16 protein-coding genes are annotated in these 21,783 nt (G+C 64.2%); 6 read left to right on the top strand and 10 right to left on the bottom strand.

What is annotated here, in order from left to right:
• Positions 1–101: 101 nt before the first annotated feature.
• The 4 genes from SIN04_RS16205 (at position 102) to SIN04_RS16190 (ending at position 5,099) form a co-directional block, all read left to right on the top strand.
• Positions 102–965, top strand: coding sequence for a type 1 glutamine amidotransferase domain-containing protein (locus SIN04_RS16205; protein WP_134490853.1), 864 nt, complete (start codon positions 102–104; stop codon positions 963–965).
• Between the two features lie 60 nt (positions 966–1,025).
• A complete protein-coding gene (locus tag SIN04_RS16200) occupies positions 1,026–1,919 on the top strand; it encodes an alpha/beta hydrolase (RefSeq protein ID WP_341264056.1) in 894 nt (297 codons plus the stop codon).
• Positions 1,920–2,558: 639 nt separating this feature from the next.
• On the top strand, positions 2,559–3,305 hold the full coding sequence (locus SIN04_RS16195) for an SAM-dependent methyltransferase (protein ID WP_134490849.1): 747 nt from the start codon (positions 2,559–2,561) through the stop codon (positions 3,303–3,305).
• Positions 3,306–3,743: 438 nt separating this feature from the next.
• A complete protein-coding gene (locus tag SIN04_RS16190; protein ID WP_134490847.1) occupies positions 3,744–5,099 on the top strand; it encodes a tyrosine-type recombinase/integrase in 1,356 nt (451 codons plus the stop codon).
• 36 nt (positions 5,100–5,135) lie between these two features.
• On the opposite strand, the gene SIN04_RS16185 is transcribed toward SIN04_RS16190, so the two are convergent.
• From SIN04_RS16185 to SIN04_RS16140, 10 genes are all read right to left on the bottom strand, one after another.
• Positions 5,136–8,240 (bottom strand): DEAD/DEAH box helicase, encoded by a 3,105-nt coding sequence (locus tag SIN04_RS16185; protein ID WP_134490845.1) that lies wholly within the window; start codon positions 8,238–8,240, stop codon positions 5,136–5,138.
• 11 nt (positions 8,241–8,251) lie between these two features.
• Positions 8,252–8,488: a DUF2158 domain-containing protein gene (locus SIN04_RS16180; RefSeq protein ID WP_134490843.1), complete on the bottom strand. Its 237-nt coding sequence runs from the start codon at positions 8,486–8,488 to the stop codon at positions 8,252–8,254.
• A 307-nt stretch (positions 8,489–8,795) separates the two neighbouring features.
• Positions 8,796–9,236: a DUF6527 family protein gene (locus tag SIN04_RS16175; RefSeq protein WP_134490841.1), complete on the bottom strand. Its 441-nt coding sequence runs from the start codon at positions 9,234–9,236 to the stop codon at positions 8,796–8,798.
• Positions 9,233–10,405, bottom strand: a complete 1,173-nt coding sequence (locus SIN04_RS16170; protein ID WP_134490839.1) for a ThiF family adenylyltransferase — start codon at positions 10,403–10,405, stop codon at positions 9,233–9,235. The genes SIN04_RS16175 and SIN04_RS16170 overlap by 4 nt, the downstream gene beginning before the upstream one ends.
• Positions 10,380–11,126, bottom strand: coding sequence for a multiubiquitin domain-containing protein (locus tag SIN04_RS16165; protein WP_134490837.1), 747 nt, complete (start codon positions 11,124–11,126; stop codon positions 10,380–10,382). Before SIN04_RS16165 ends, SIN04_RS16170 begins: the two co-directional genes overlap by 26 nt.
• 82 nt (positions 11,127–11,208) lie before the next feature.
• The gene (locus tag SIN04_RS16160) at positions 11,209–14,610 is read right to left on the bottom strand and encodes a UvrD-helicase domain-containing protein (protein WP_134490835.1); all 3,402 of its coding nucleotides are present in this window, start codon (positions 14,608–14,610) and stop codon (positions 11,209–11,211) included.
• A gap of 1 nt (position 14,611) precedes the next feature.
• Positions 14,612–15,187, bottom strand: coding sequence for a hypothetical protein (locus SIN04_RS16155; RefSeq protein WP_134490833.1), 576 nt, complete (start codon positions 15,185–15,187; stop codon positions 14,612–14,614).
• Positions 15,184–16,041, bottom strand: coding sequence for a response regulator transcription factor (locus SIN04_RS16150; RefSeq protein ID WP_134490831.1), 858 nt, complete (start codon positions 16,039–16,041; stop codon positions 15,184–15,186). The genes SIN04_RS16155 and SIN04_RS16150 overlap by 4 nt, the downstream gene beginning before the upstream one ends.
• Entirely contained in the window at positions 16,038–17,117 is a 1,080-nt protein-coding gene (locus tag SIN04_RS16145) for a nucleotidyl transferase AbiEii/AbiGii toxin family protein (RefSeq protein ID WP_134490829.1), read from the bottom strand. The genes SIN04_RS16150 and SIN04_RS16145 overlap by 4 nt, the downstream gene beginning before the upstream one ends.
• Positions 17,114–17,956 carry a DUF6088 family protein gene (locus SIN04_RS16140; protein WP_341264055.1) on the bottom strand — a complete coding sequence of 281 codons (843 nt, stop codon included), beginning with the start codon at positions 17,954–17,956 and terminating at the stop codon, positions 17,114–17,116. Before SIN04_RS16140 ends, SIN04_RS16145 begins: the two co-directional genes overlap by 4 nt.
• A 280-nt stretch (positions 17,957–18,236) precedes the next feature.
• Here SIN04_RS16140 and SIN04_RS16135 point away from each other — a divergent pair, with 280 nt between their 5' ends.
• The gene (locus tag SIN04_RS16135; protein WP_134490827.1) at positions 18,237–19,433 is read left to right on the top strand and encodes a DUF932 domain-containing protein; all 1,197 of its coding nucleotides are present in this window, start codon (positions 18,237–18,239) and stop codon (positions 19,431–19,433) included.
• A gap of 234 nt (positions 19,434–19,667) precedes the next feature.
• Positions 19,668–21,752: a ParB/RepB/Spo0J family partition protein gene (locus tag SIN04_RS16130; protein WP_166795963.1), complete on the top strand. Its 2,085-nt coding sequence runs from the start codon at positions 19,668–19,670 to the stop codon at positions 21,750–21,752.
• The last annotated feature ends 31 nt before the right edge of the window (positions 21,753–21,783 follow it).

Below are 21,783 nucleotides of genomic sequence, written 5' to 3'. Positions count from 1 at the left end.
GCTTGACGGCCGGTCAAGCGATGATGTTATATGCTATTACATTGACTGGGCGGGACGACAAACGCCACTCCGCTTCCGGGCCGCAACCAAGGAACCTCGCCATGAGCCTTATTCTACTCCCGATCCCCAGTCGCGATTTCGACCCCACGGAAGTCGCGGTGAGCTGGAAAATACTGACCCAGCGCGGTCATCGGGTCGTTTTCGCGACGCCCGACGGCAAGCCGGGCGCCTGCGACCGGATCATGCTCTCCGGTATCGGGCTCGACCCGTGGAGCGGCATCCCGGTGCTCCGCCATATTCGTATCCTGGGCCACCTGCTGAGCGCCAATGCCGACGCCCGGAACGCCTATGCCGAGATGCTGCGCGATCCGGCCTTTAAGAGCCCGATGCGCTGGGACCAAATCCAGTCCAAGGACTTCGACGCCCTGCTGCTCGGCGGTGGGCACCGGGCACGCGGCATGCGCGAATATCTCGAAAGCACTGTTCTTCAGCGGATCACCGCCGAGTTCTTCGCGGACGAAAAGCCGGTGGCCGCGATCTGTCATGGCGTGCTGCTGGCCGCCCGCAGCAAGCGTGCCGATGGCCGGTCCGTGCTGCATGGCCGGAAAACCACGGCGTTGCCCTGGGCGCTGGAACGCAAGGGCAGCATTCTCGCCCATGTCGGGCGGTTCTGGGACCGCAACTATTACCGCACCTATACGGAAACAGCGGGACAGCCCGCCGGATACATGTCCGTGCAGCAGGAGGTCACGCGCGCACTCGCCAGCTCTGCGGATTTCATCAACGTTCCCGAGAGCGATCCCGGGTTCAAGCGCAAGACGAGCGGCATAGCGCGCGATACGGCGACGGATGATCACCCCGCCTGGGTCGTGCGGGATGAGAATTACGTCTCGGCGCGTTGGCCCGGCGACACCCATAGCTTTGCCCGCACATTCGCCGCGGTGCTCGAGGCGAAGGCATCGTGACCGATCACGATGATGCAGCACCTTCAACTCAACTTTCAGACATAACGAACGAGGAAGATCATGGTTAGTCAAAATGAATTCGACTATACGCTCCGCTGGTGGCCCGATCAGAAACCGGAGTTTCTGTCGTTAACCCCCGGCGGCCCGAAGGTGCGCTATTTGCGGGCGGGCCAGGGCCCGGCGCTCGTTCTGCTGCATTCGATTCGGACCGAGCTGGACTTGTTTCAACGGGTGATCCCGAAGCTGATCGATCACTTCACCGTCTATGCGTTCGACTATCCGGGATTTGGCTGGTCGGACATCGTGCCGGGCGCCGACTATCGGGAACCGGCGATGCGAGCGCATGTCGTTCATTTTGTCGAACGGCTCGACTTGCGCGACGTCACTCTGGCTGGCGAATCGATGGGCGCCACATTGGCATTGACCGCGGCAGCGGCACTCGGCGAGCGCGTGAAGCAGGTCGTCGCCTTCAATCCCTACGACTATTTTCCGGGCGTGGAGCGGGCGAACCTGCTCGCGTCGCTCATTATCAAAAGCGTGCGCGCGCCCGTTATCGGGCCGATTTTCGCCGGCATGGAAAGCGGCGCCTCTCTCGCCGGCATCTTGAAGGGCGGTTTTTACGACCGGCGCCGCTTGCCGTCGGACTTTCTCGACGAGTTGGTGAAAGGCGGCAAACGGCCGGGCTACACAAAGGTTGCGCGCGCCGTTTATAGAGGCCTTCCGAGCTATGTCGCGGCGAGAGCGCATTATGCTCAGATCGACGCCCCGGTGACGCTGGTCTATGGCGATCATGATTGGTCGCGCCCGGCCGAGCGCGAAGCGAACCTGGCTCTGATCAAGCGCGGGAAGACGATCGCCCTCAAGGACGCGAGCCATATTGCTTCGCTGGAAAGGCCGGAAGAATTCGCCCGAATTCTTATTGAGACCCTGTCAACAGCCCGCTCCGCCGCTTGAGGTGGAATCGGCAATGCGCGCCTCGCGAGGCGCGAAGGAATTAGACGCTCCGTGGGCCGATCCAGAAATCGACCTACACTGCACCCGTTCCTCCTGAACCCGGACTAAACGATGACTCAGCCGAAGCCGATTAGAGCCTGTGGACATTTAAATCCTCGATCGCTGTTCAACCTGTTGGTTAGCGGCCGTTTCGATTGGATCGTATTGGAGGTGACTCAGGCAGCGTGGGCGGCCCAGGCCTCGGCGTCGGCCTTGAGCGTGAACGATTGAGTGAGTGTTGTGTGGCCCTGGCGTCGAACCTGAACCTGCCACTTTAAGCCGCGTTTGTGAAACGTCGCCATAGTTTGCCGTCTTTGCGTTGTGACAGCATTGTGCCAGCGGCGGCTATGTCTTTGAGGGTTTTCGGTCGCTCTCGAAGAAAACCTGGGAAAACACTAGGTTAACTGGCGCACCCGACAGGATGAAGATGGGCACTGCTACGTGATTGTTGCAGCTATATAATTTCGAACCCCGCGGCGGCAGGGGGTGGCTGTCGGGGCGTTGCACGTCTGCACCGGGTGTGGCAGAAACGGCTTCAATGGCTGGAACTGCTGCTTGCCTGCGATTGGTGATCCAGTTCCCACGTAAGGCGGTGCTGCCATGGACATCCCCCGGATCTTCAACGTAACGGAGAGCGCTCACCGCATCCATAACCCCTTCACGCCCGACAAGCTCGCCACTCTCGGAGCGGCGTTGCGCCTGGAACCGGGAACCCGTGTCCTCGACCTTGGCAGCGGTTCGGGCGAGATGCTGTGCACCTGGGCACGCGACTACGATATCATCGGCACCGGGGTCGACATGAGCCGGTTGTTCAGCGATCAAGCGAAACGCCGCGCCGAAGAACTCGGCGTCGCTGATCGTGTGGAGTTCATCCATGGCGACGCTGCCGGCTATGTCGCCGACGAGAAGGTCGGTGTCGCGGCCTGCGTCGGTGCGACGTGGATCGGAGGGGGAGTCGCCGGCACCATAGCGCTTCTGACGAAGAGCCTCAGCAGTAACGGGATCATCCTCATCGGCGAGCCCTACTGGCGGCAGTTGCCGCCAACGGAAGACGTTGCCAAGGGATGCGGCGCCAGATCGATCTCCGACTTTCTGTTGCTTCCCGAACTTGTCGCGTCTTTCGACAACCTCAACCTCGACCTCGTGGAAATGGTCTTGGCCAACCAAGACGGCTGGGACAGGTACGAGGCGGCCAAGTGGCTAACCATGCGCCGATGGCTCGAAGAGAATCCCGACGACGACTTTGCGAAAGAAATTCGAGAGCGACTGACCTCGGAGCCCAGACGTCATGTCGCGTACACTCGTGAGTACCTGGGCTGGGGCGTATTCGCCCTGATGGCACGGTGACGGAAGTCGACAGGCGTCACGCGCATCGTTGACAGGTTTGCCGCCATGGAGGCGGGGTGCTTGCCGGGACGAGCAACCCTTCAATACCTCCGCTTCCACGTCGGTCAGATCATCTCGCCCCTTGCCGCTCCTCCTGCGCAGGCCGCAGCCCGCCTCACCTTCGAGGGGCGATGGCGGACCTCAATGCCCGTTTCGTTCCGAATGTGGGAAATTTGGCGCACCCGAGAGGATTCGAACCTCTGGCCTCTGCCTTCGGAGCAATTTAACCTGCCCTTCGCCGCTTTTCGATGGGTTTCACTCCAATGCGCTATGTTACTGTAATCACTAAACAAATTGAAATTCCAGCGCGTCCGACGTACTCTCGGACACGCTCCGACTTGCGTCCGGCTGCTTACGTGGTGCTTACGCGAGAGTGGGAGTTTGGACGGGAGAATTCCCATGGCTAAGCTCACAAAGCGCCTCGTCGACGCTGCCGAGTCCCGCGAAAAAGACTACGTCATCTGGGATGACGAGCTACCAGGTTTCGGGCTGCGCGTCTTCGCTTCTGGCAAGCGCAGCTATGTCCTTCAATACCGGGCATTGGGTCGCTCGCGCCGCTACACCATCGGCTTGCATGGCGTCTGGACCGCCGAGGGCGCGCGACAGGAGGCGAAGGTTCAGTTGGGTCGTGTTGCTCAGGGCGACAACCCTGCCGAGGAACGCCAGCTCGATCACAAGGCGATCACGGTCAAGGAGCTCTGCACGCTTTACGTCAACGACCTGAACGCAGGCCTCATCCTTGGGAAAGGCGGGCGGCCCAAGAAGCCGACAACCGTCGTTACGGATACCGGACGCATCGAGCGGCACATCATCCCACTCCTGGGTACGCGACGCGTGAAGGACCTGACCAAGGCCGACATCAACAAGGTCCTGAAGGACATTATGGCCGGCGAGACGCGAGTGTCGGTCAAGACGAAGAAGCTGCGTGGCAAGGCCATCGTCCGTGGCGGCGCTGGAACGGCGACACGTACGGTCGGGCTCCTTGGCGGCATTCTCACCTACGCCGTCGAGGCCGGTATCATAGCGATCAATCCTGCCCATGGCCTGCGGAAGCCGAAGGACAACGTCCGCACCCGCCGGCTCACGGAAGCGGAGTACCGGACGCTGGGTGAGATGCTGCGCACAGCTGAGAAGGAGGAGAAGTACGCGACGACGGTGGAGATCATTCGTCAGATCGCACTGACCGGCTGCCGCCGCAGCGAGATGATCGGCCTGATGTGGACCGAAGCGGATACAGACGGGAGTTGCCTGCGGCTGATCGACAGCAAGGAGGGGACGTCGGTCCGCCCTGTCGGCCTGCCCGTTGTCGAGTTCCTCGAGGCACGTCGGGATACAGCATCCGGCTCGTATGTCTTCCCTGGCTACGGCGACGACAATGCGTTCGGCAGTTTCCCGAACCATTGGGAGCAGATCTTTAAGGGCTCGCCGCTCTCGGATGTCACGCCCCACGTCTTGCGACATAGTTTTGCCAGCATCGGCAACGATCTCGGCTTCACGGAGGTGACGATCGCGGCGCTGGTCGGCCATGCCAAAGGTTCCGTCACCAGCAAATACATCCACACGCTCGACACGGCCCTCATAATGGCGGCGGACACGATCGCCGGCTACATCGAGGGTCTGCTGGATGGGAAGGAGTTCAAGCAAACAGCCTATGCGCTGGACCGCGATTCCCGCAAAGCAGCACTCGCGCGCTTCCTCCGAAAAGCCGCCGGGGACGAAGCGGAGCACGAGGAGGAAGAGCGACTGGCTGCTTAGGACAACGCAGTCCCTCCCGCGCTTGTTGCGCGGAATTTAGGCGACGTACGCTCCAAGGATCGGGACGGAAGGCGCTGCCGCTTCGGCCCGGCGCTTGGCAACGCGCTTCGCCGCATTGCGCACAAGTTCAAGCTTGCGCCTGTCCTTGTCCACGCATGCCAGAATCTGGTCGTCAGTTGCTGCACCGATCTGCTCGGGCTCACTGAGCTGCGCGGCCGCCAAGCGGCAGTAGTCGCCCCGCAGCAAATCGGCTCCGGCGAACTGCGCGAGGTCGACGGCGGCGCCGGGGACGCCATACGTCAACCGGATCGCTAGGCGCCCTACACGATCACCGAGATCGAGCGTCGGGTGCAGGATTTCGGCGACGCGAGCCGCGACCGGCATCAGATCGCACGTCCGCGCTGCGACGGCGCGTATCGGGCCGGCGGCACCGCCGAATGCACCGCCGAACTGCGTCAGCACGCGCTCGATCTCGCTCATGGCGCGGCCGGACACGAACAAAAGACAAGCGACGGCCTTTTTCGCACGTAGCGTCGCCTGATGGTCTTCTGTTGTCCCCCGCTGAAGCGCATTCAAGACTTGCCACGGCACACCTTGCCGCTGCAGCTCGTTGGGCCATACCTGAGGCTCTTTCTGCGTGCTTTTCCGGTTTATTGGAAAGAGGAGTTGATCGAGCTCGACCGTCGTTTGGGTTGCGGCAATCAAGACAGGATCGCTGATTTCTTGGGGTTGAAGCGAGCCGAGACAATCCACGAGCGCGATGATGGACCCGACCTCTGCTGCGCTCTCGCCAGCGAGACGGCCGAGCTTGGTCAGCTCAGACGCGCCTGTGGCATTCTTCTGCACAAGGCCGTGGCGTTCCAAATCCGCCAATGCCGAAAGCAGGTCCGGCCGGCTCCACTGCCACGCGCTGTGGGCGCGCCGCGCCTGGAACGCGCCGAAGCTCGATTCCAGAAACTCGATGATCTCCTCGCTCGGCACGCCTTCGCCGGCCGCACGTCGTGCCGCGACCAAGACGCGGATGATAAGGGAGCGTGGGTCGGTCGTGCCGTCGAGGAAGCGGGAGACCAAATCTTCCGGCTCTGCAGTCACGTATCGCGACCACAGATCATGCTCGGCACGCGGATCGAGCGCTAGCAGATACGACGCCCCCTTTTCGGCGAAGCCAAGCCTTCCCGCGCGACCGACGAGGTTCTTGTATTCCGCAACCGAATACGGCTCGTCGCCGGGATGATTCAAGCCGGCGATGATGACTGATGATGCGGGCGTGTTCACGCCCATCGCCAGCGTTGTCGTGGCTGCGATAACACGCAGGCCCGAGCCGCCGCGGCGGAATTCTTCCTCGACGACACGCCGCTCTTCGCGGTCGAGATCCGAGTTGTGGAAAGCGACGCCGCGCCCCAGCGCGCTCCGCAAGTCAGCGCTGGCCTGCGACGGGTCACCGCCAGGCATCTGCACTAGCGCCTCGGCAGCCGGAGGCAACCCGAGCGTCTCTGCGAGATAGTTGGCGCATCCGCGGGCTTCGCCCTTGGTTTCGCGAAACACGATCACCTGCTGGCCTTCGGCGACAAGCTTGCGGACCAGCGGGATGATCCAATCCTGGCTGGATCCCTTACCGCCGACAAGACGCCGAACGAGCGGCCCCTCCACCCGCTCATTACCGGTCTCCGGGTCAAGGAATCGGAAATGCCCGGTGCCGAGCAACAAGCCCTCCTCAAGCGGAACGGGCCGTTCCGTGCGCCGCAAGAGCCGCGCGCCAAGCCATTGCTCGAGCCCGTTTGTGTCACCGATCACCGCCGAAAGCGCGATCAGTTGGGGCTCGATCCCTTCACGCCGGCGCATTCGGATGAGCGTCAGAATGAACTCCAGATTCGCGCCGCGGCCGCGGTCGGCGATCATCTGCGCTTCGTCGACCACGATCACGCCGACCTGCGCCAGCACATGAGGGAATGTCAGCGCGATCGCGGCGAACTTCTCATAGGTCAGGAGACCGACATCGTATTGGCCACGCAGCAGAGGCCCGATGTCGTCCGTCTCCCCCGTCGCTTCCACCGTGCGGACCCCGAAACCGCCATAGACGCTCTCGAAGTGCCGCCGCTTGTCCGCTACGAGAGCCTTGAGTGGCAACAGAAACAAAGCCCGTTTGCGATCCAGCACGTTCCGGAGCGCCGCGAGCTCGCCCACCATCGTCTTGCCCGAGGATGTCGGGGCCGACACCACCAGGTTCTCGCCGTCCAGCACGCCGAAGTCGGTGATGGCGGCGATCTGAAGCGCATTTAAGGACGGGATCGCTCCAGCCCAGGCTGTGACAAGCGGGTCGGGGAAACCGGCCGACGAGAGGCTGGCAAGATCGGACGTCACCTTGGCAGGCAGACGCGCCGGGAAGGCCGCCCGATATTTCGCGCCAAGCACGAACACGGGCCACTCGACATCGCCGTCGATGCTCCCGCGCATGGTCGGGTTCTGCTCTTTGCCGCCCTGCAGCGCGGCTGCCCTGACGCGGCTCGTGACATGCTCAAGCAGGCGGTACAGCGAGAGCTTGCCGCCGCTCACGACTTCCTCGGCGCCACATAGCGCCTCCAGCAGGAAATGGGTCAGAAAGCCGTGCCCGAACCGGCGGTGCTCATAGGCGGGCTCGGTCGCCGCGGAGGCGGTGAAGATGATCCGGCCGGCGCCGCCAAGCTGAGCCAGGCGCGCCTCGACCGACAAAAGGCTGCGCGGCTTCGCATCGACGTGCAGAACCTTCGCGCCGATGCCGCCCGAAAAACAACAGTCGAGGAACAGGATCAGGCGCTTCGCCGGTATCCGCGAGAACCATTCCTGCAACAGCTCGAGTGGGATCGCGGAGCCGGCGAGATTATCTGGATTCGCGTCGTGGGTGACGAGCTCATGCGTCTCCGACCCATGGCCTGAGAACGCTATCACCACCGTATCCTCGGGGCCACAGCCGGCCAGGTCGGCAAACGCGCCCTCAATCCGCTGTCGCGTGGCCTCCGCATCCGTCAGCAAGACGGTGCTGCCGCCCAGCGTGTCGAAGAACAGCGCCTCCAGCGCCGTCGCGTCGCGACGCGCGCAGGTCAGCTCATCAATGCCGGTGGAGCTATAGCGGTCGATGCCGATGAACAGGCCGCGAAACGACATGAGGCACCACGCTACGCCCGAACAACGCCGACGGAGAACGCGGCTCGCGGCTTCTCAGCCTTCTCCAGCACGACCGGCGCAAAGGTGTCTTTCTGCGCGACCTGCTTGTTGCCAACCTTCTCAAACCAGACACACCAGACGGCATCTTCCTCTATCATGGCCGTCTTCCCGACCTGCTCAACCGTCATGATCGGCCCGCCCGACTTCACCCGCACGAGGTCGCCGGGCTTGAATTCAGTCTCATCCATTTTTCGCGCTCCTTCTCAATGCCTGTATGTGTTCACCATGCATCGGGGAGACCACAATATGCGCACGTCAACCTTTCCACGACCGTGGATAGAAGCGCGCATGTTCTAGGAGATCGCCCCATGCCTAGCATCAATATGTGGTGTGTCGATGATCCCTTGCACAAGGATTTCGCCGAAAATCTTGTAAACCCTTGAATGAATGTTCTTAATCCGTTCTTCAAGGGCTCCTTCGCTGCGAAGCGGTCGCCTGACTACGCTGCCTTTGAGGCGAGATAAGCCCGACGGCAGCTTGCCGCCGGGCTTATCGTTACGATCTGCCAGACACCCAGTCCCAGACACGGCGCCAGAAGCCTGGTTCCGCCTTGACCAAAGGGGGCTGAGCAGAAGGCTCGACCTTTGGCGTCTGCCCGTAGAAATGCGCTTTGGCGGCGCGATCACGACGGCGCTCGGCTTCAACCTGCTCGTCACTCCAAGGGCCAGCTTCGATCACCTTGCCGCGGTCGATCACGTAGTGTGACCGGCATTTCAGGGTCCAATTGCCGATCGACGGCCGAAGCGAGATGGTCTCGCCATCGAACGTCATCTTCCAGTCCGTCGGCGTGAAGGGCGCGACAACCTCCTCGCCGCAACCGCAGCAGCAGCTATGGGCTGATGTCGCATATTCCATCGAAACATAGAGAATGCCTGGCTCCAGGCGTTCAGGAATGTGTTCGACGAAACGATGATCGAGTCGCTTGTGCCGCATCACGCAAGGTCCCCGTTGATCAGCATGTTGCCATCGGTCGTGTAGGTGCAGTGATGCTCGCGCTCGAGATCGCGATAGAACCCGCGGATCTTCTTCCACTTCACGACCGCGAGGACGGCATTCAAGGCGTTGAGGTCCGCGACCTGAATGTTGGACGCGTAGATGTCCTTGGCGCCCCCGCCGACAAAGGAGATGCGCTGCCGGGCGTGATCCCGCTTCTCCGGCGTGCTGGCGGTCACGCGCAGGATGCCGCCGAGCGATCCGTCGTCGAGCTCAAGACCCATGCCGACATCGACGAACGCGGCACCTATTGCCTCGAGCTTCTCCACGATCAATCGCTTCGCGTCACCCGCATCGAGGGACAGGAATGCGAAGGTGATCCCGTCAAGGAAGTGGATGTTGTCGGCTCCCAGCGCGACATCGTGCGCCACAATGTTCCGGTGCATCCGGCTGTAGATGCGCTTCAGATAATCGACCTTCTTCGGCGCTTCTCGCAGTTCCTCCAGACTCGGAGCTCCCGGCGCGCGAAACGCGTTGTGGGTGAGGAACTCGTCCCTATCGAAGAGCCGGATTTCGCGAACGGGCGTCTTGGCGACAAAGTCCAGAATGTAGCCTCCGGTGCCGCCGCCGCCGATGATGGCCACCCGCTCGTTGATGAGCCGCTCAGTCAGAACGCCGATCCCGACACGATCGGAGGCGGTCTCGACGTAGTTGAAGACGCTTTCTTCCTCCTGTTCCGGCTCACGGAAAGTGCGCGCCGTCGTGCCGGGCTTCAACACCGCGGCCGGACCCGCGATGATGTTCGCGTAGCTCGTCATCTTGTGATGGTAATCGGTGTACCCTCCATCCGGCTTGCTGGAGAAGCTGTGCGTTGCCTTCAGGCCGTGGCCCAGATCGAAGGCGCCGGCAGCGTGCGAGATGCCGTTGATGCGCGAACCATCGGCGTGACACGGGAAGTCGCCGTCCCAGTGGACGACATGGGTGTCGGGCGTGCGCGTCTGATCTCCGGCCAACGTGAGGCTGGAGATGAGGGTGCCGATGCGCACCTCCCGGCGCGCATCGACATAGGGCACCTCGCGCATGACGAGATACCCGCCCTGCTGCTGGACGAAGTAGCCTTCGTCCCGCAGCCGCTTGAGGTCCGGATTACGACTGAACAGTGCGCGTGACATTGAACACCGTGCCCTTCTTCTTGACATCGACAGAGCCGCCAGCCCCGAGCTCACCGGCGTGCGGCGTCGACGCCGCGTGCCGGTAGGTCATCGAGAAGACGACGTTGGGTTCGTGCTGGCCCGGGAAGGCGAGCTGGACGATCTGCTCGAACGTGACCGTGCGGGCGTTCACCGTGCGCGGCCGCGAATTGACGATGATCTCGAAGGTCAGCCGCGCGGTGATGAACCGCTCGATACCGGGCTGGGTCAGATCGATCAGTTCGCCATGCTCGACCAGCCGGTCTTCACCGCCGGGGACTTCAAGGAAGACCCCTTCGCCGTCTGCCGGCTTGGCGAGGCCATAGAGGATTGTGCCGCTGATGACCGGCTTGCCCCAGAGCAGCTCGTGGTCGTTGAGGGTCAGCTTGAAGTCGCGGTCGGTCAGGAAGGCGATGAACCGCTCGGCGCCGCGCTCACGCAGGTCGAAAGGCTCGTTGAGCCTCACCTCCTCGAAATCGCCCGAAGGCAGGATCGCGACGAGGCTGTAACCGCTCCGCGGGTCGAGTGCCCCGGCCTCGAGCAACTGGCGGCCGAGCGGCACGGGATCGCTCACTACGCGGGACTGGAAATTAAGATCGCCCTGCGCGAGGAGAAAGCGATACCCCCGCGCCGGACGCAACGCCCGGCCTTCGCGCAGGGCGTCGCCGAGATCGTCGTAGTCAATAAGCTCTTCGGTGCTCATAAGATTGGGTCCTTAGGTTTCGGCCGAGGCAGCGCCGCGGCTCTAAGGGTCCAATCGGAGCGAGATCCGCCGACCGGTAAGGTCAGACGAACTTTTTTTGTAAAGGCCCGTCGGGGGTCTGCCCGCAGATGAAGAAGGCCGGGCAGTTCGGACAGGTGCGCGACGAGACCTCGGCCGGAAACCGTCCAGCGCGGATGTCGCCGAGAAACTTTCCGAGCTTGTCCTTGCGCCCCTTCAGCTCCCGATCGGATAAGGCAAGCGCGTGCGTCTCGCCGTCGGAAAGATGGACGAGCTCCGCGACCGCGCCGGGAAAGGCCTGCTTGACCGCCAGCATCAGCGCCGCCGCGCCGACATCCTTGCTCTCGGCCGACCGCATGTGACCCGTGCGGATCCGGCGCACGGCGCGCACACCGTCCGGCCGCACCAGCACGTCGTCCGGCCGAACGATGATCTCCTCGCCGCCGAAATTGAGGCTGAGCGTAATCGGCGCTTCGGCGACTGCTTCGGCGCGGTTCGTCAGGAAGAAGCGCAGCATCGCCAGCGCCAGATCGCGAAATTCCGCGCGATAGCCGTGCTCGCCGAGCCCCTGGCCGTCCAGCGCCGCGTCGGTGCGATCCTCCAGGTCCCGCTCTGTCACGGGCTGGTCCGCCGCGATCACCGCCTCGACCACCAAGCGAACCGCCTCGTGCAGATGCATGAAGGCGGTCGCGGTCCGTCGGCCACCGACCTGCAGGACATGGGTATAGAAGAAGCGGCGCGGGCAAGATTCATAAAGAGCGATCTGCGGGGCCTCGAACCGGAGCCGCCCGTCGACGACTAAATCGATATCCCGAGCTTCCGCGGCCACGGGAAGCGGCTGCGCCGGCAAGACTGAGCGGCGCGTCAAGGTGGCCCCGAGACGATTGAGGAAGGGCGATAATGGTCGATTGTGGCCGTTGCTCTTCTCGGTCGGCGCATAAAGGATCAGGCGGTTGCGGGCGCGCGACTGCGCCACGTAGAACAGACATTCCTGCTCCTCGGCCTGACCCGCGCGGAACGCGTCTAGCGCGCTGCCTTCGGCGCCCGCGATCATGCCGTCGGGTGCCGGACAGGGTGGCGCCGGTGGCGTGCGCGGGATGGTGTCGCTGTTGAGCCCTGGAATATGGACGCCGCCGAACTCCAGGCCCTTGGCACCGTGAATGGTCATCAGCCGCACGGCGTCGAGATGCTGGGCCGCCGCCGGCAACTGACGCAAGTCGCGGTCGTCGCCGAGCCGGACAAGCCTGCGCACGCGATCGAGCACGCGCGTGATCGGCAGTCCGCGGCCCGCCGGCTGAACCCGCAGGAAGTTGAGGAACTGCCAGATCGCGATTCCGCGCGTGCGATCGGCGAGATCCTCGGACGCGCCCAGGCGCGCGGCGATGCGTGTGCGATCGAGCAGCAGCGTCGCAAGGACGGTCCAGGGCGAGGTCGTTTGGTCGAAGCCGTCGAGCACGATCGCGAGACTGGTGAGCGCCTCGCGACCGGCATCGCTGACACCCGGGATCGTATCGGCGTGCGGAAGCCAACTGCCCGGGCTGTGCTCGGTCACCCGCAGATGCTCGAAGACCGCCGCCACGTCAGCGAAGGACATGGTGAAATCGGGCCAGCAGGCGATCCGCACCAGGCCCATTGCGCGCCGATCGACAAAGACGGAGAGCAAGGCCAGCAGATCCTTGACCTCGGCCCGCTCGAACAGGCTGCCCAGAAACAGGACCGGCACGCCGAGCCGTTCCAGGTCCTGCCCGATGGCCGACAACTTCTCGTTGCCGGTGCAGAGGACCGCCTGGTCACGATAGGCGTAACCGTCACGGCGAAGCGCCTCAATCGCCTCGGCCAGCGCCACTTGCTGCTGCTCGGCACGCTGCACCGTGCGCAGCTCGGGCTTTAGACCATCGCCGTTGCGCTCTGCTTCGAGCCCGCTGTCTGGGTCGCCCGCGCGCATCGTGATCGCGAAGCAGGAAAAGCTGGCGACGATCTCCGGCACCGAGCGGTAGTTACGCTTCAATCGACCGCGCTTGCCGCCGGCGAAGTCCTCTTTGCCGAACCGGGTCATGTTGAACGATGAGGCGCCGCGAAACCGGTAGATCGACTGCTTGGCGTCACCGACCATCCAGAGATTGCGGCCATCAGGCCGTAGCGCGCTCAACAAACGGACGCTGCTGCGGTTCACGTCCTGATACTCATCGACCAGGACATGATCATACTGCGCCTGCAGCGCTTCTCGGATGGCCGCATCGGTTTCAAGCAGCTTGACCGGGAGGGCCACAAGATCGCCGAAGTCGACGCAATGCGCCTTGCGCTTGAGCCGTTCATAGGCAGCGTAGACGCGCGCCACCTCGCCGGCGCGCTCGGCAGCCTCGCGCGCCGCAGAGTCCTCCGCCTTGGCAAGCTTCGCGTCGGCGAGCGCGGCGTAGGTTTCGGCGTCGACCACCTCGTCCTTCGCCCGAGAGACGGCGGCCAGCATGTCAGCGATGATCTGGGTGGGATCATAGAGGTTGCGGTAATGCGCGAGCCTCAGCCGCGGGAACTCCTCCTCGAGGAGCTCGACCGCCTCAGTTCGATCCATCATCCGCGGGTCCTTCGGCAAGCCGAGCTCCGCATGGAAGCGACGGATGATATCGAGGCCGAAGGCATGGAACGTGCCGACCCACATCGCGGCCGCCGCCCCTGGCCGCTTGCGCGCGATCCTTTCGGCCATCTCGCCCGCCGCCTTGTTCGAGAAGGTCAGGAGCAAGATGCGCCTGGGATCGATGCCCTCTTCCAGAAGGCCTTCGACACGCGCGATCAGTGTCTGGGTCTTGCCGGTGCCAGGACCCGCTTCGAGCAGATAGGCTTCGCCGCGATGCACCGCCGCCGCCGCTTGCAGCGGATTGAGCGGCCGTTCGACGGGCGTCGCCGCCAGCGTAGGCGGCACCGGCGGCAACAGCAAGGCATCGAACAACTGCTGCGCCACGACCTCGAACGGCGCGCCGAGTTTCGCAGCGATCTCAGAAGCGGAAAAGGCTCCATCGACATGAAGCGCCCGCACCACGTTGCGCGGCAGCAGCAGTTCGCGCGCGAAAAGATCCATCTGGACCTCGCGACGCTGCCTGCGCCCATAGTCGATCACCCGATCGATCCCTACCGGCGACGGCTCAGCCGCGCGGGCCGGATCAATCGTCGGCGCCGGTTCGCCATCAGGATCGTCGCCAAGCTCGACATGGCCGATCTCGTGCGCCACGAGGAAGGCTTGCTCAAACCGAGACCCGATGTTCTCGTGGAGGATCAGATCGTCGGCGGCGACAAAGGTCGCGCGGCCGCCGTTGAGGACGGCTGCGCCGGCGGCGGTCGGTTCGACGTCAATCCCCCGCCGCTTGGCCTCGGCGACAGCGAAATCATAGGGCGACCAGGGATCGGCGCCGGATGCGACGAGGCGAGCGTGAAGCTCGGCGGCGACTTGCCTGGCGAGCTCCACGCTGTCCATGTCAGTCCGCCTCCGCCAACAGCCGGGCGCGTTTCTCCGCCGGGACGCCGGCATCGATCAGCACTTGCTCGAGGGTGACCTGCTCGCCGGCCACCGGCTTGGCGTCGGCCTTATAACTGCGCGCGACCAACTGGGCCGGGCCCCAGGACGACTCCAACTGCGCGACAGAGCTGCGCATCGCCTCCGCCAACATCGCCAGGAAGCGTCGCGGGATACTGACGAGAGAGACCCGCCGTTCGCGCAGCGCGGTCACGACCTGCCGGGGCACGTCCAGACGCTGGGCGACGGCGCGCCAGTCATCGACCGTCAGCGCCGCGAAAGGGTCGGCTGCTGCCGCCGGCATAGCCTTCGCGTGTTGCGACCAGGCGGCGTCGATCAGTGCCCGATCGGCAGCAGAGAGGGGTGCGGCATCTTCATAAGCCTCGCGGCTGAGTTCGCGCGAGAGGTCGATGAGCTCCCCGGCATATTCCGGGTATTGCCGCAGATAGCGCTCCAAGGTCGACGGGCCGGGCTCGCTCTCGACTGCGAACGCGTCGAGCACGGCCTCGCGGGATGGGCGTTCGCCGGCGGGGCTCACCGCTCGTCTCCGTCGGCCATAGCGGCTCGCAGGGCGGCGAAGGCCTTGTCGCGGTAGGTTCGGACGGTCTTTTCGGAGCGACCCAAGGCCTTGGCGATGGTCATGACGTCCGGCTCCTTGGAGTCGATGGGGAGGCCTTGTCTCAGCATGTGAATGATCCTGCTTTGTTCCTTCGGTAGTGCCTCAATCGCTGCATCCAGGCGCGACCGGTAAGCCGGATCGTCGAAATCCGACGCGGCGAAGGGATCATGGGTCCCTGCGGCCGCCTCGACCTCCGGTGCCAGCTCTCCACTCTCCTCGTCATATTCGAGGGGCTGGGAACGATTTTCGTCACGCCAGGCCTTTTCCTGCGCATCGCGCCGCAGGCTCGCTAGCGCGCCGTCGAAGCGCACCTCGAAGTAGTCAACCTTTTCGTCATAGGCGGCGCGGTCCGCCGAAAGGAGCTCGACGAACCGGCCGAACACCTTGTCGCGCACGATCCCGCGCGTCAGCGATTCCGTCTTGCCATCGGAGCTTTCCGCCCTGGGCAAACTGCGCAGCACCCGTTCGGTCAAGATCCGATAGAGGCGCTCGAACCACACCTCGTTGTTGTCGCGACGGCTCGCGCGAATGAAGTACACGAGACATTCGCTGGGAACGTAGCCCGGGTCCGAGCGCTTCGTGATTTCCGCCCTGGCGATCAACCCGTCACGCGGCAGGGCCGCCAATTCGGCGATGAGCGCTTCTATCTTCGGGTCGCGCTCGTAGAGTTCACCGCTGAGGCGGCGTTTGCGCAGCGGGGTTACGATCGCTTCACCCGCGCGGCGCGCGTCTGCCTCTTGCCCGGTGTCGACAGCTCCCTCCAACTGGTTCATCGCGCGGCCCCGCTTCCCGTATCGCCCTTCTCGTTCAGACGCGTCTCGAGCGAGCCGATGCTGTCGAGCACCGCCTCGAAATCCGGTGGATCGCCGAAAATCATGCCCTGCATGGCCCTGTAGTCGACGCGCAGTTGCTCGATCATCGCGTCATGCGGGGCGAGTGCGAATGAACCGGGTGCAGCGCTCGCGAGATCGAAGTCCGGTCGATTGAAGAACATCCGGGCGTGCGCGACGCAATCTGCGCCGAGCACCGGATCAGCGATAGCGGCGGCGCCGACGGGGGCCGCGGTGAGCTGGTGCAGATCATAATAGTGACGGGACACGCGTTGGCCGCCGCCGCGCAGCTCGCCGCGCTTGTCGAACCAGCGCCGCAGCCCGTGGAGGATGACGACCTTGTCCCAGAAGGTCCGTGCTGGATCGACCGTGCGGACGGCCGGCACGGTCAGGTCGAGTGCCGGCAGATCGTCATCGACATAGGGTTTGATCGGCACTTCGCTGTTCGGATCGAGCGCGGATTTCGCGCCCGACTCGATCTTGATCGCCGCCCGCACATAGTCCGATCGCGGCGTCGCCGCGGGATACCAGATCAGCAGCGTCTGCCCGTCGGGATCAGCGTCGTCGGCTTCCACGCGGGCCGCGCTGGCATCGAGGCCGGCGGCCTGGAGCCGGTCCTGCAGGATCTGCGTCAACTCAGCCCGCAGCGGGCCGTTGATGTAGACTTGGCAGGCATCCTTGATCGCATCGAGGCGCGCCCGGCGCTTCTTGCCGCTCAGCGCGTCGAGCTCCTCGATGGTCGCCGGCTCGCCAATGTCGTCTCGAAAAACCGTGACATCGATGTCTTCGGAGAAGCGGTTGATCAGACCGAACCCCTTGGATAGGGAGGTACCGCCCTTGAAGAGGAGGCGCGGTCCGCCTTCTTTCAGGCCATGGAACAGCGCATCCAGCGTCCAGCAGACCCAGAAGTCTTTCTCGACGTTCTGGGATGCCGTGCCGAGGCGCAGCGCCGTCGTATCGAAGGCGCCCAATATCGCGCCCGGCCCGGCCGCGAGAACCTCATCGAACGCCGGATTCATGTTTTCGCCGCCCGGGTTGCACCGCGCTTGGCGGTTTGTGTCGTCTGGGTGGAGACCGGTTTGCGCCTCGGGCGAACGCCGGCAGTGTGATGCTGATCATCATCCCCCTGCCTCCCTCTTTGATGACGATCATGATCGTTAGCATCAGCGGCATCAGCATCACGGTCATCGCGGATGTACCGACGATGATCGTCGGCATCGCGTTCGATGAGCGGCTTGAGAAACGCCCACATCCATGTCGGAAGCGCCGTCATGCCGGCGGTGAGGTCGGCTTTGAGGGGCGGCCCGGCTATCGGATCTTCGAAAAGCTTGCCTAGCTTACGCCTGACCTGATCGCTCTCCCCTTCACGAACCAGGAGATCTCGGAGCCAGTGAAGCGCTTGGACGACGCGCATCGCCGGTCGCCCGGCCCAGAACAGCTTGCTGGGCGCGGTCGGACGGAAGGTGATCGTCACGTTGCCGAGCTTGATCGCGCGACGGCGTGCGTCGGTGTGCACCACGATTTTGGCCGGAACCGCGTCGGTCAGACCCAGATCGTTCGCTGCGGTCATGCCATCAACCAGCATCCGGGTTTGGTCGCGTCGCGCAACGGCGTCGATGACCGAGCGCGGGTCAGGCGGATTGGGTTTTTGGGTGAGTTTGTTGAAGCTAGGTTGATCGTAGAGCCCGCGGTCGATCCGCCTAAGGGTTTCGGCCTTTGCCAACCGCTGCAACGCCTTGTCGACGGCGTCCCGCGAGGCGAGATCGACGAAATCGCTGGGCGTCCAGACCTTCCGCGGCGCGTCCGCACGGATGCGCTTGAGCATAGCTGTCTTCAGGTCGGGTGAGTCGCCGTTCATGTCCGAAACTTGTAGCTCTTTTTCGGACAGGAGGCAACCGCGGTCTGAAATATGTATACAAACTTCGGACAACACGCCTCGGCGGCGCTCATGAAATCCCGATCTACGGTTTTGCGGGGAAGGCCTTCCCCTGCGCCCAAGCCCTGCCGGTCTCGACCGACCCCTTCTGCGGGGCCTGCTGCCCCGCAACGCCCCGCCAAGAGTGAGAGTGCGGACCGGTTTTCCGTGACGGGTTGAGGGTTGGAGGAGAGGCCTCCGGCGCCCGTCATGGAGACTAGCCATGACCCATATGGAGATTCTGGACGCCGCTCGCGACCGCGCTGGCGGCTACAAGGTAGATGTAAGCCGCGGCGAGCGGATCGGCCGCGTGTCCTCCGAATGGTTTTCGAGGCCCGCTGACGAGCGCTACCTTTCCCTGTCCGACCTCTATGCCGCCGTGCATGGTCGGACCGAGCGTAGCCGCACCCGAACCGTCGAGAGTGCGGCGATCCGCGTGGAGGCGAGCCGCGACGATGCAGAACGCCTGGCGCTGCTGCTGCCCGGCTCGGATGCGCCAATCGCGCCAACCCATTGGAGCTTTGGTCAGCTCGCCGGCCTGGTGGGAGCTCCGGCGGCCTATCTGCGCCAGCTTCCCGCGCCACTCGCCGGCATCAACCTGCAATACGGCCTGACCTCACACCGCGCCGACCAGGTGAAGACGCTTGAGATCGAAGACGGACGCGTCGAGCTGCGCGCCGTCACAGGGCCCGACTATGGGCGCATCTTCGATCACGAGCTGGCGGCGGCCGTGCAGCGCATTGCCGGCAACGGAACGGGCGATACGCGCTGGAAGGTGCCGGGCGTGCTCGACTGGTCGACCGGGGCCTACAACCCGCGCGTCGACATCACGCAGGATACGACGACGCTCTACGCCTCCGATCGCGATGTCTTCCTCTTCCTGGTAGACGACCTCAACCCGATCGAGGCCGGGCGGCTGCCCGACGGCTCGCCCGACCTCTACTTCCGTGGCTTCTACTGCTGGAATTCCGAGGTGGGGGCGAAAACGCTCGGCATGGCGAGCTTCTATCTCCGCGCCGTTTGCCAGAACCGCAATCTCTGGGGTGTCGAGGATTTCGAGGAGATTACCATCCGTCACTCGAAATACGCCGCCTCGAGGTTCGCGTATGAGGCTGCGCCGGCGTTGACCCGCTTCGCCAACTCTTCGCCAATGCCCTTCGTGAACGGCATTAAGGCGGCGCGGGAGAAGATCGTGGCCCGTACCGACGACGATCGCAGCGAGTTCCTGCGCAAGCGCGGCTTCTCGAAGACCGAGACGGCGAAGATCATCGAGACCGTCCTTGCCGAGGAAGGGCGCAAACCCGAGAGCGTCTTCGACTTCGTCCAGGGCATCACCGCCGTCGCGCGCGACAAGACCCACCAGGATGCCCGGCTCGATCTGGAGGTACGCGCGAAGAAGCTGCTCGACCGTGCAGCCTGATTCCCGGAAAGCCGGATATGCGGAACGGCGCGTTTCCGGCTTTCGACGCGGGGCCAGCCTGACGCCGGCTAATTGGGAGTCAAAGGCCCGCTGATTGGAAGCGACTAACCGCTTCCTCCTTTCTCGATCGTCGGTTCTGCGGCGCCGCTCTCAGAGGAAGAGGGCGGCGCTGCGCTTCGTGACGAGTTGATGCCGAGAGAGAGGCTCCCGGCGCTCGTCGCGGAGTATCATCCCATGGCGACTACCGTTCAGAAGATCACCCTCTCGCCCTCGCGCGACATCCCCTTCAACAAGCTCTTGCTCAGCCAGTCGAATGTCCGGCGCGTGAAGGCCGGCGTCTCGGTGGAGGAGCTGGCCGAGGACATCGCCCGCCGCGGCCTGTTGCAGGGCCTCAGCGTCCGGCCCGTAACCGACCAGGCCGGCGCCGAGACTGGCATGTTCGAGATCCCGGCCGGTGGTCGGCGCTACCGGGCGCTGGAACTGCTCGTGAAGCAGAAACGCCTCGCCAAGACCGCGCCGGTGCCCTGCGTAGTGCGCGACAGCGGCATCGCTGAGGAGGACTCGCTCGCCGAGAACGTCCAGCGCGCGCCATTGCACCCTCTCGACCAGTTCAGGGCGTTCCTGGCATTGCGCGAGAGGGGCCAGTCCGAGGAGGAGATCGCTGCCGCCTTCTTCGTCTCGGTCAACGTGGTGAAGCAGCGCCTGAAGCTGGCGTCGGTGTCGCCGACGCTGCACGACGTCTATGCCGAGGACGGCATGACGCTCGACCAGCTCATGGCCTTCACCGTCTCCGGCGACCACGAGCGTCAGGAACAGGTGTTCGAGCGCCTGAAGGCCTCCCACGACAAGCAGCCCTACACCGTTCGTCGCATGCTGACCGAGGGCGCGGTCCGCGCTTCCGACAAGCGGGCGCAGTTCATCGGCCTCGACGCCTATGTAGCGGCCGGCGGCACGGTCCTGCGCGACCTGTTCCAGGGCGACGATGGCGGTTGGCTGCAGGATGTCCCGCTCGTCGACCAGATGGTGGCCGACAAGCTGAAGACGGAATCGGATGCGGTCTCCGCCGAAGGCTGGAAGTGGATCGAAGTTGCGCCCGATTTCGCTTACGGCCATGCCTTCGGTCTGCGCCAGCTTCGTGGCGAGACCGTCGCGCTGACGGCCGAGGAAGAAGCAACCCGGGACGCGCTCCAGGCCGAGTTCGACCGGCTGTCCGAGGAATACCAAGACGCCGACGAACTGCCGGATGAGGTGGATGAGCGCCTGTCGGAGCTGGAAACGGCGCTGGAGGGCTTCGAGAACCGGCCTGTCGTGTTCGAACCGATCGACATCGCCCGTGCCGGCGCCTTCGTCAGCATCGGCCCGGACGGCCAGCTTCGTGTTGAGCGCGGGTACGTCCGGCCCGAGGACGAGTTGCCGGTCGAGCCGGAGCCCGAGCCGTCCGCGGACGGTGAGGACGAGCGCGCTATGGCCGCTAGCTACGAAGGCGCCAACCCCGCCGTGGCGGCCGAGCCCGAGGGGGAGGAGGATGAGGGCCTTTCGCCCATCTCCGACCGGCTGATGACCGAGCTGACCTCGCACCGGACGCTTGGCCTGCGTCACGCGCTCGGCGAGCGGCCGGACGTCGCCTTCATCGCGGCGTTGCATGTCCTCACGCTGAAGACCTTCTACCACTACGGCTCGGATAGCTGCCTCGAACTCGACTTGAAGAGCGTCAGCTTCGGCGCGCAGGCGCCGGGACTGAACGACAGCGCCTCGGCCGAGGCGATCCGCGCACGGCATGAAAGCTGGGCGAAGGCGCTACCGAAGGAGTCGGCCGATGTCTGGGACGCGCTGCAGGAATGGGACGGCGATAGCCAGGCTGGCCTCTTCGCTCACATCGTCAGCCTCTCGGTCAATGTGGTGTACGAGCCCTGGAACCGGCGTCCGCGGGCGTTCGCCCATGCCGATAAGATCGCGCAGGCGGTCGACCTCGACATGGCGGCTGCCGGGTGGAAGCCCACTGTGGACAACTTCCTCGGCCGGGTGACGAAGGCCCGCATCCTGCAGGCCGTGGCTCAGGCGAAAGACCAGCGGGCTGCCGATCGGATCGAGCACCTGAAGAAGGGCGACATGGCAGCCGAGGCGGAAACGCTCCTGGCCGATACCGGCTGGCTGCCCGAGCCGCTTCGCACGCCGGACCGAGCCACTGGCGACGAGCAGGCGCCGGAATCTGCGACCGAGGAAACTCCAGAGCAGTCCAGCGAAAAACTGCCGGAGGACGAGGACGAGCCGGCCGCCCAGAATGACGACACAGGCGAGCCGATGATCGCAGCCGAGTAGCTGCCCTGCGCAACGAGGCCCGCCGGCGACG

The organism is Methylocella tundrae, assembly GCF_038024855.1.
GTDB lineage: Bacteria > Pseudomonadota > Alphaproteobacteria > Rhizobiales > Beijerinckiaceae > Methylocapsa > Methylocapsa tundrae.
This window is presented reverse-complemented; position numbering and strand designations above follow the sequence as displayed.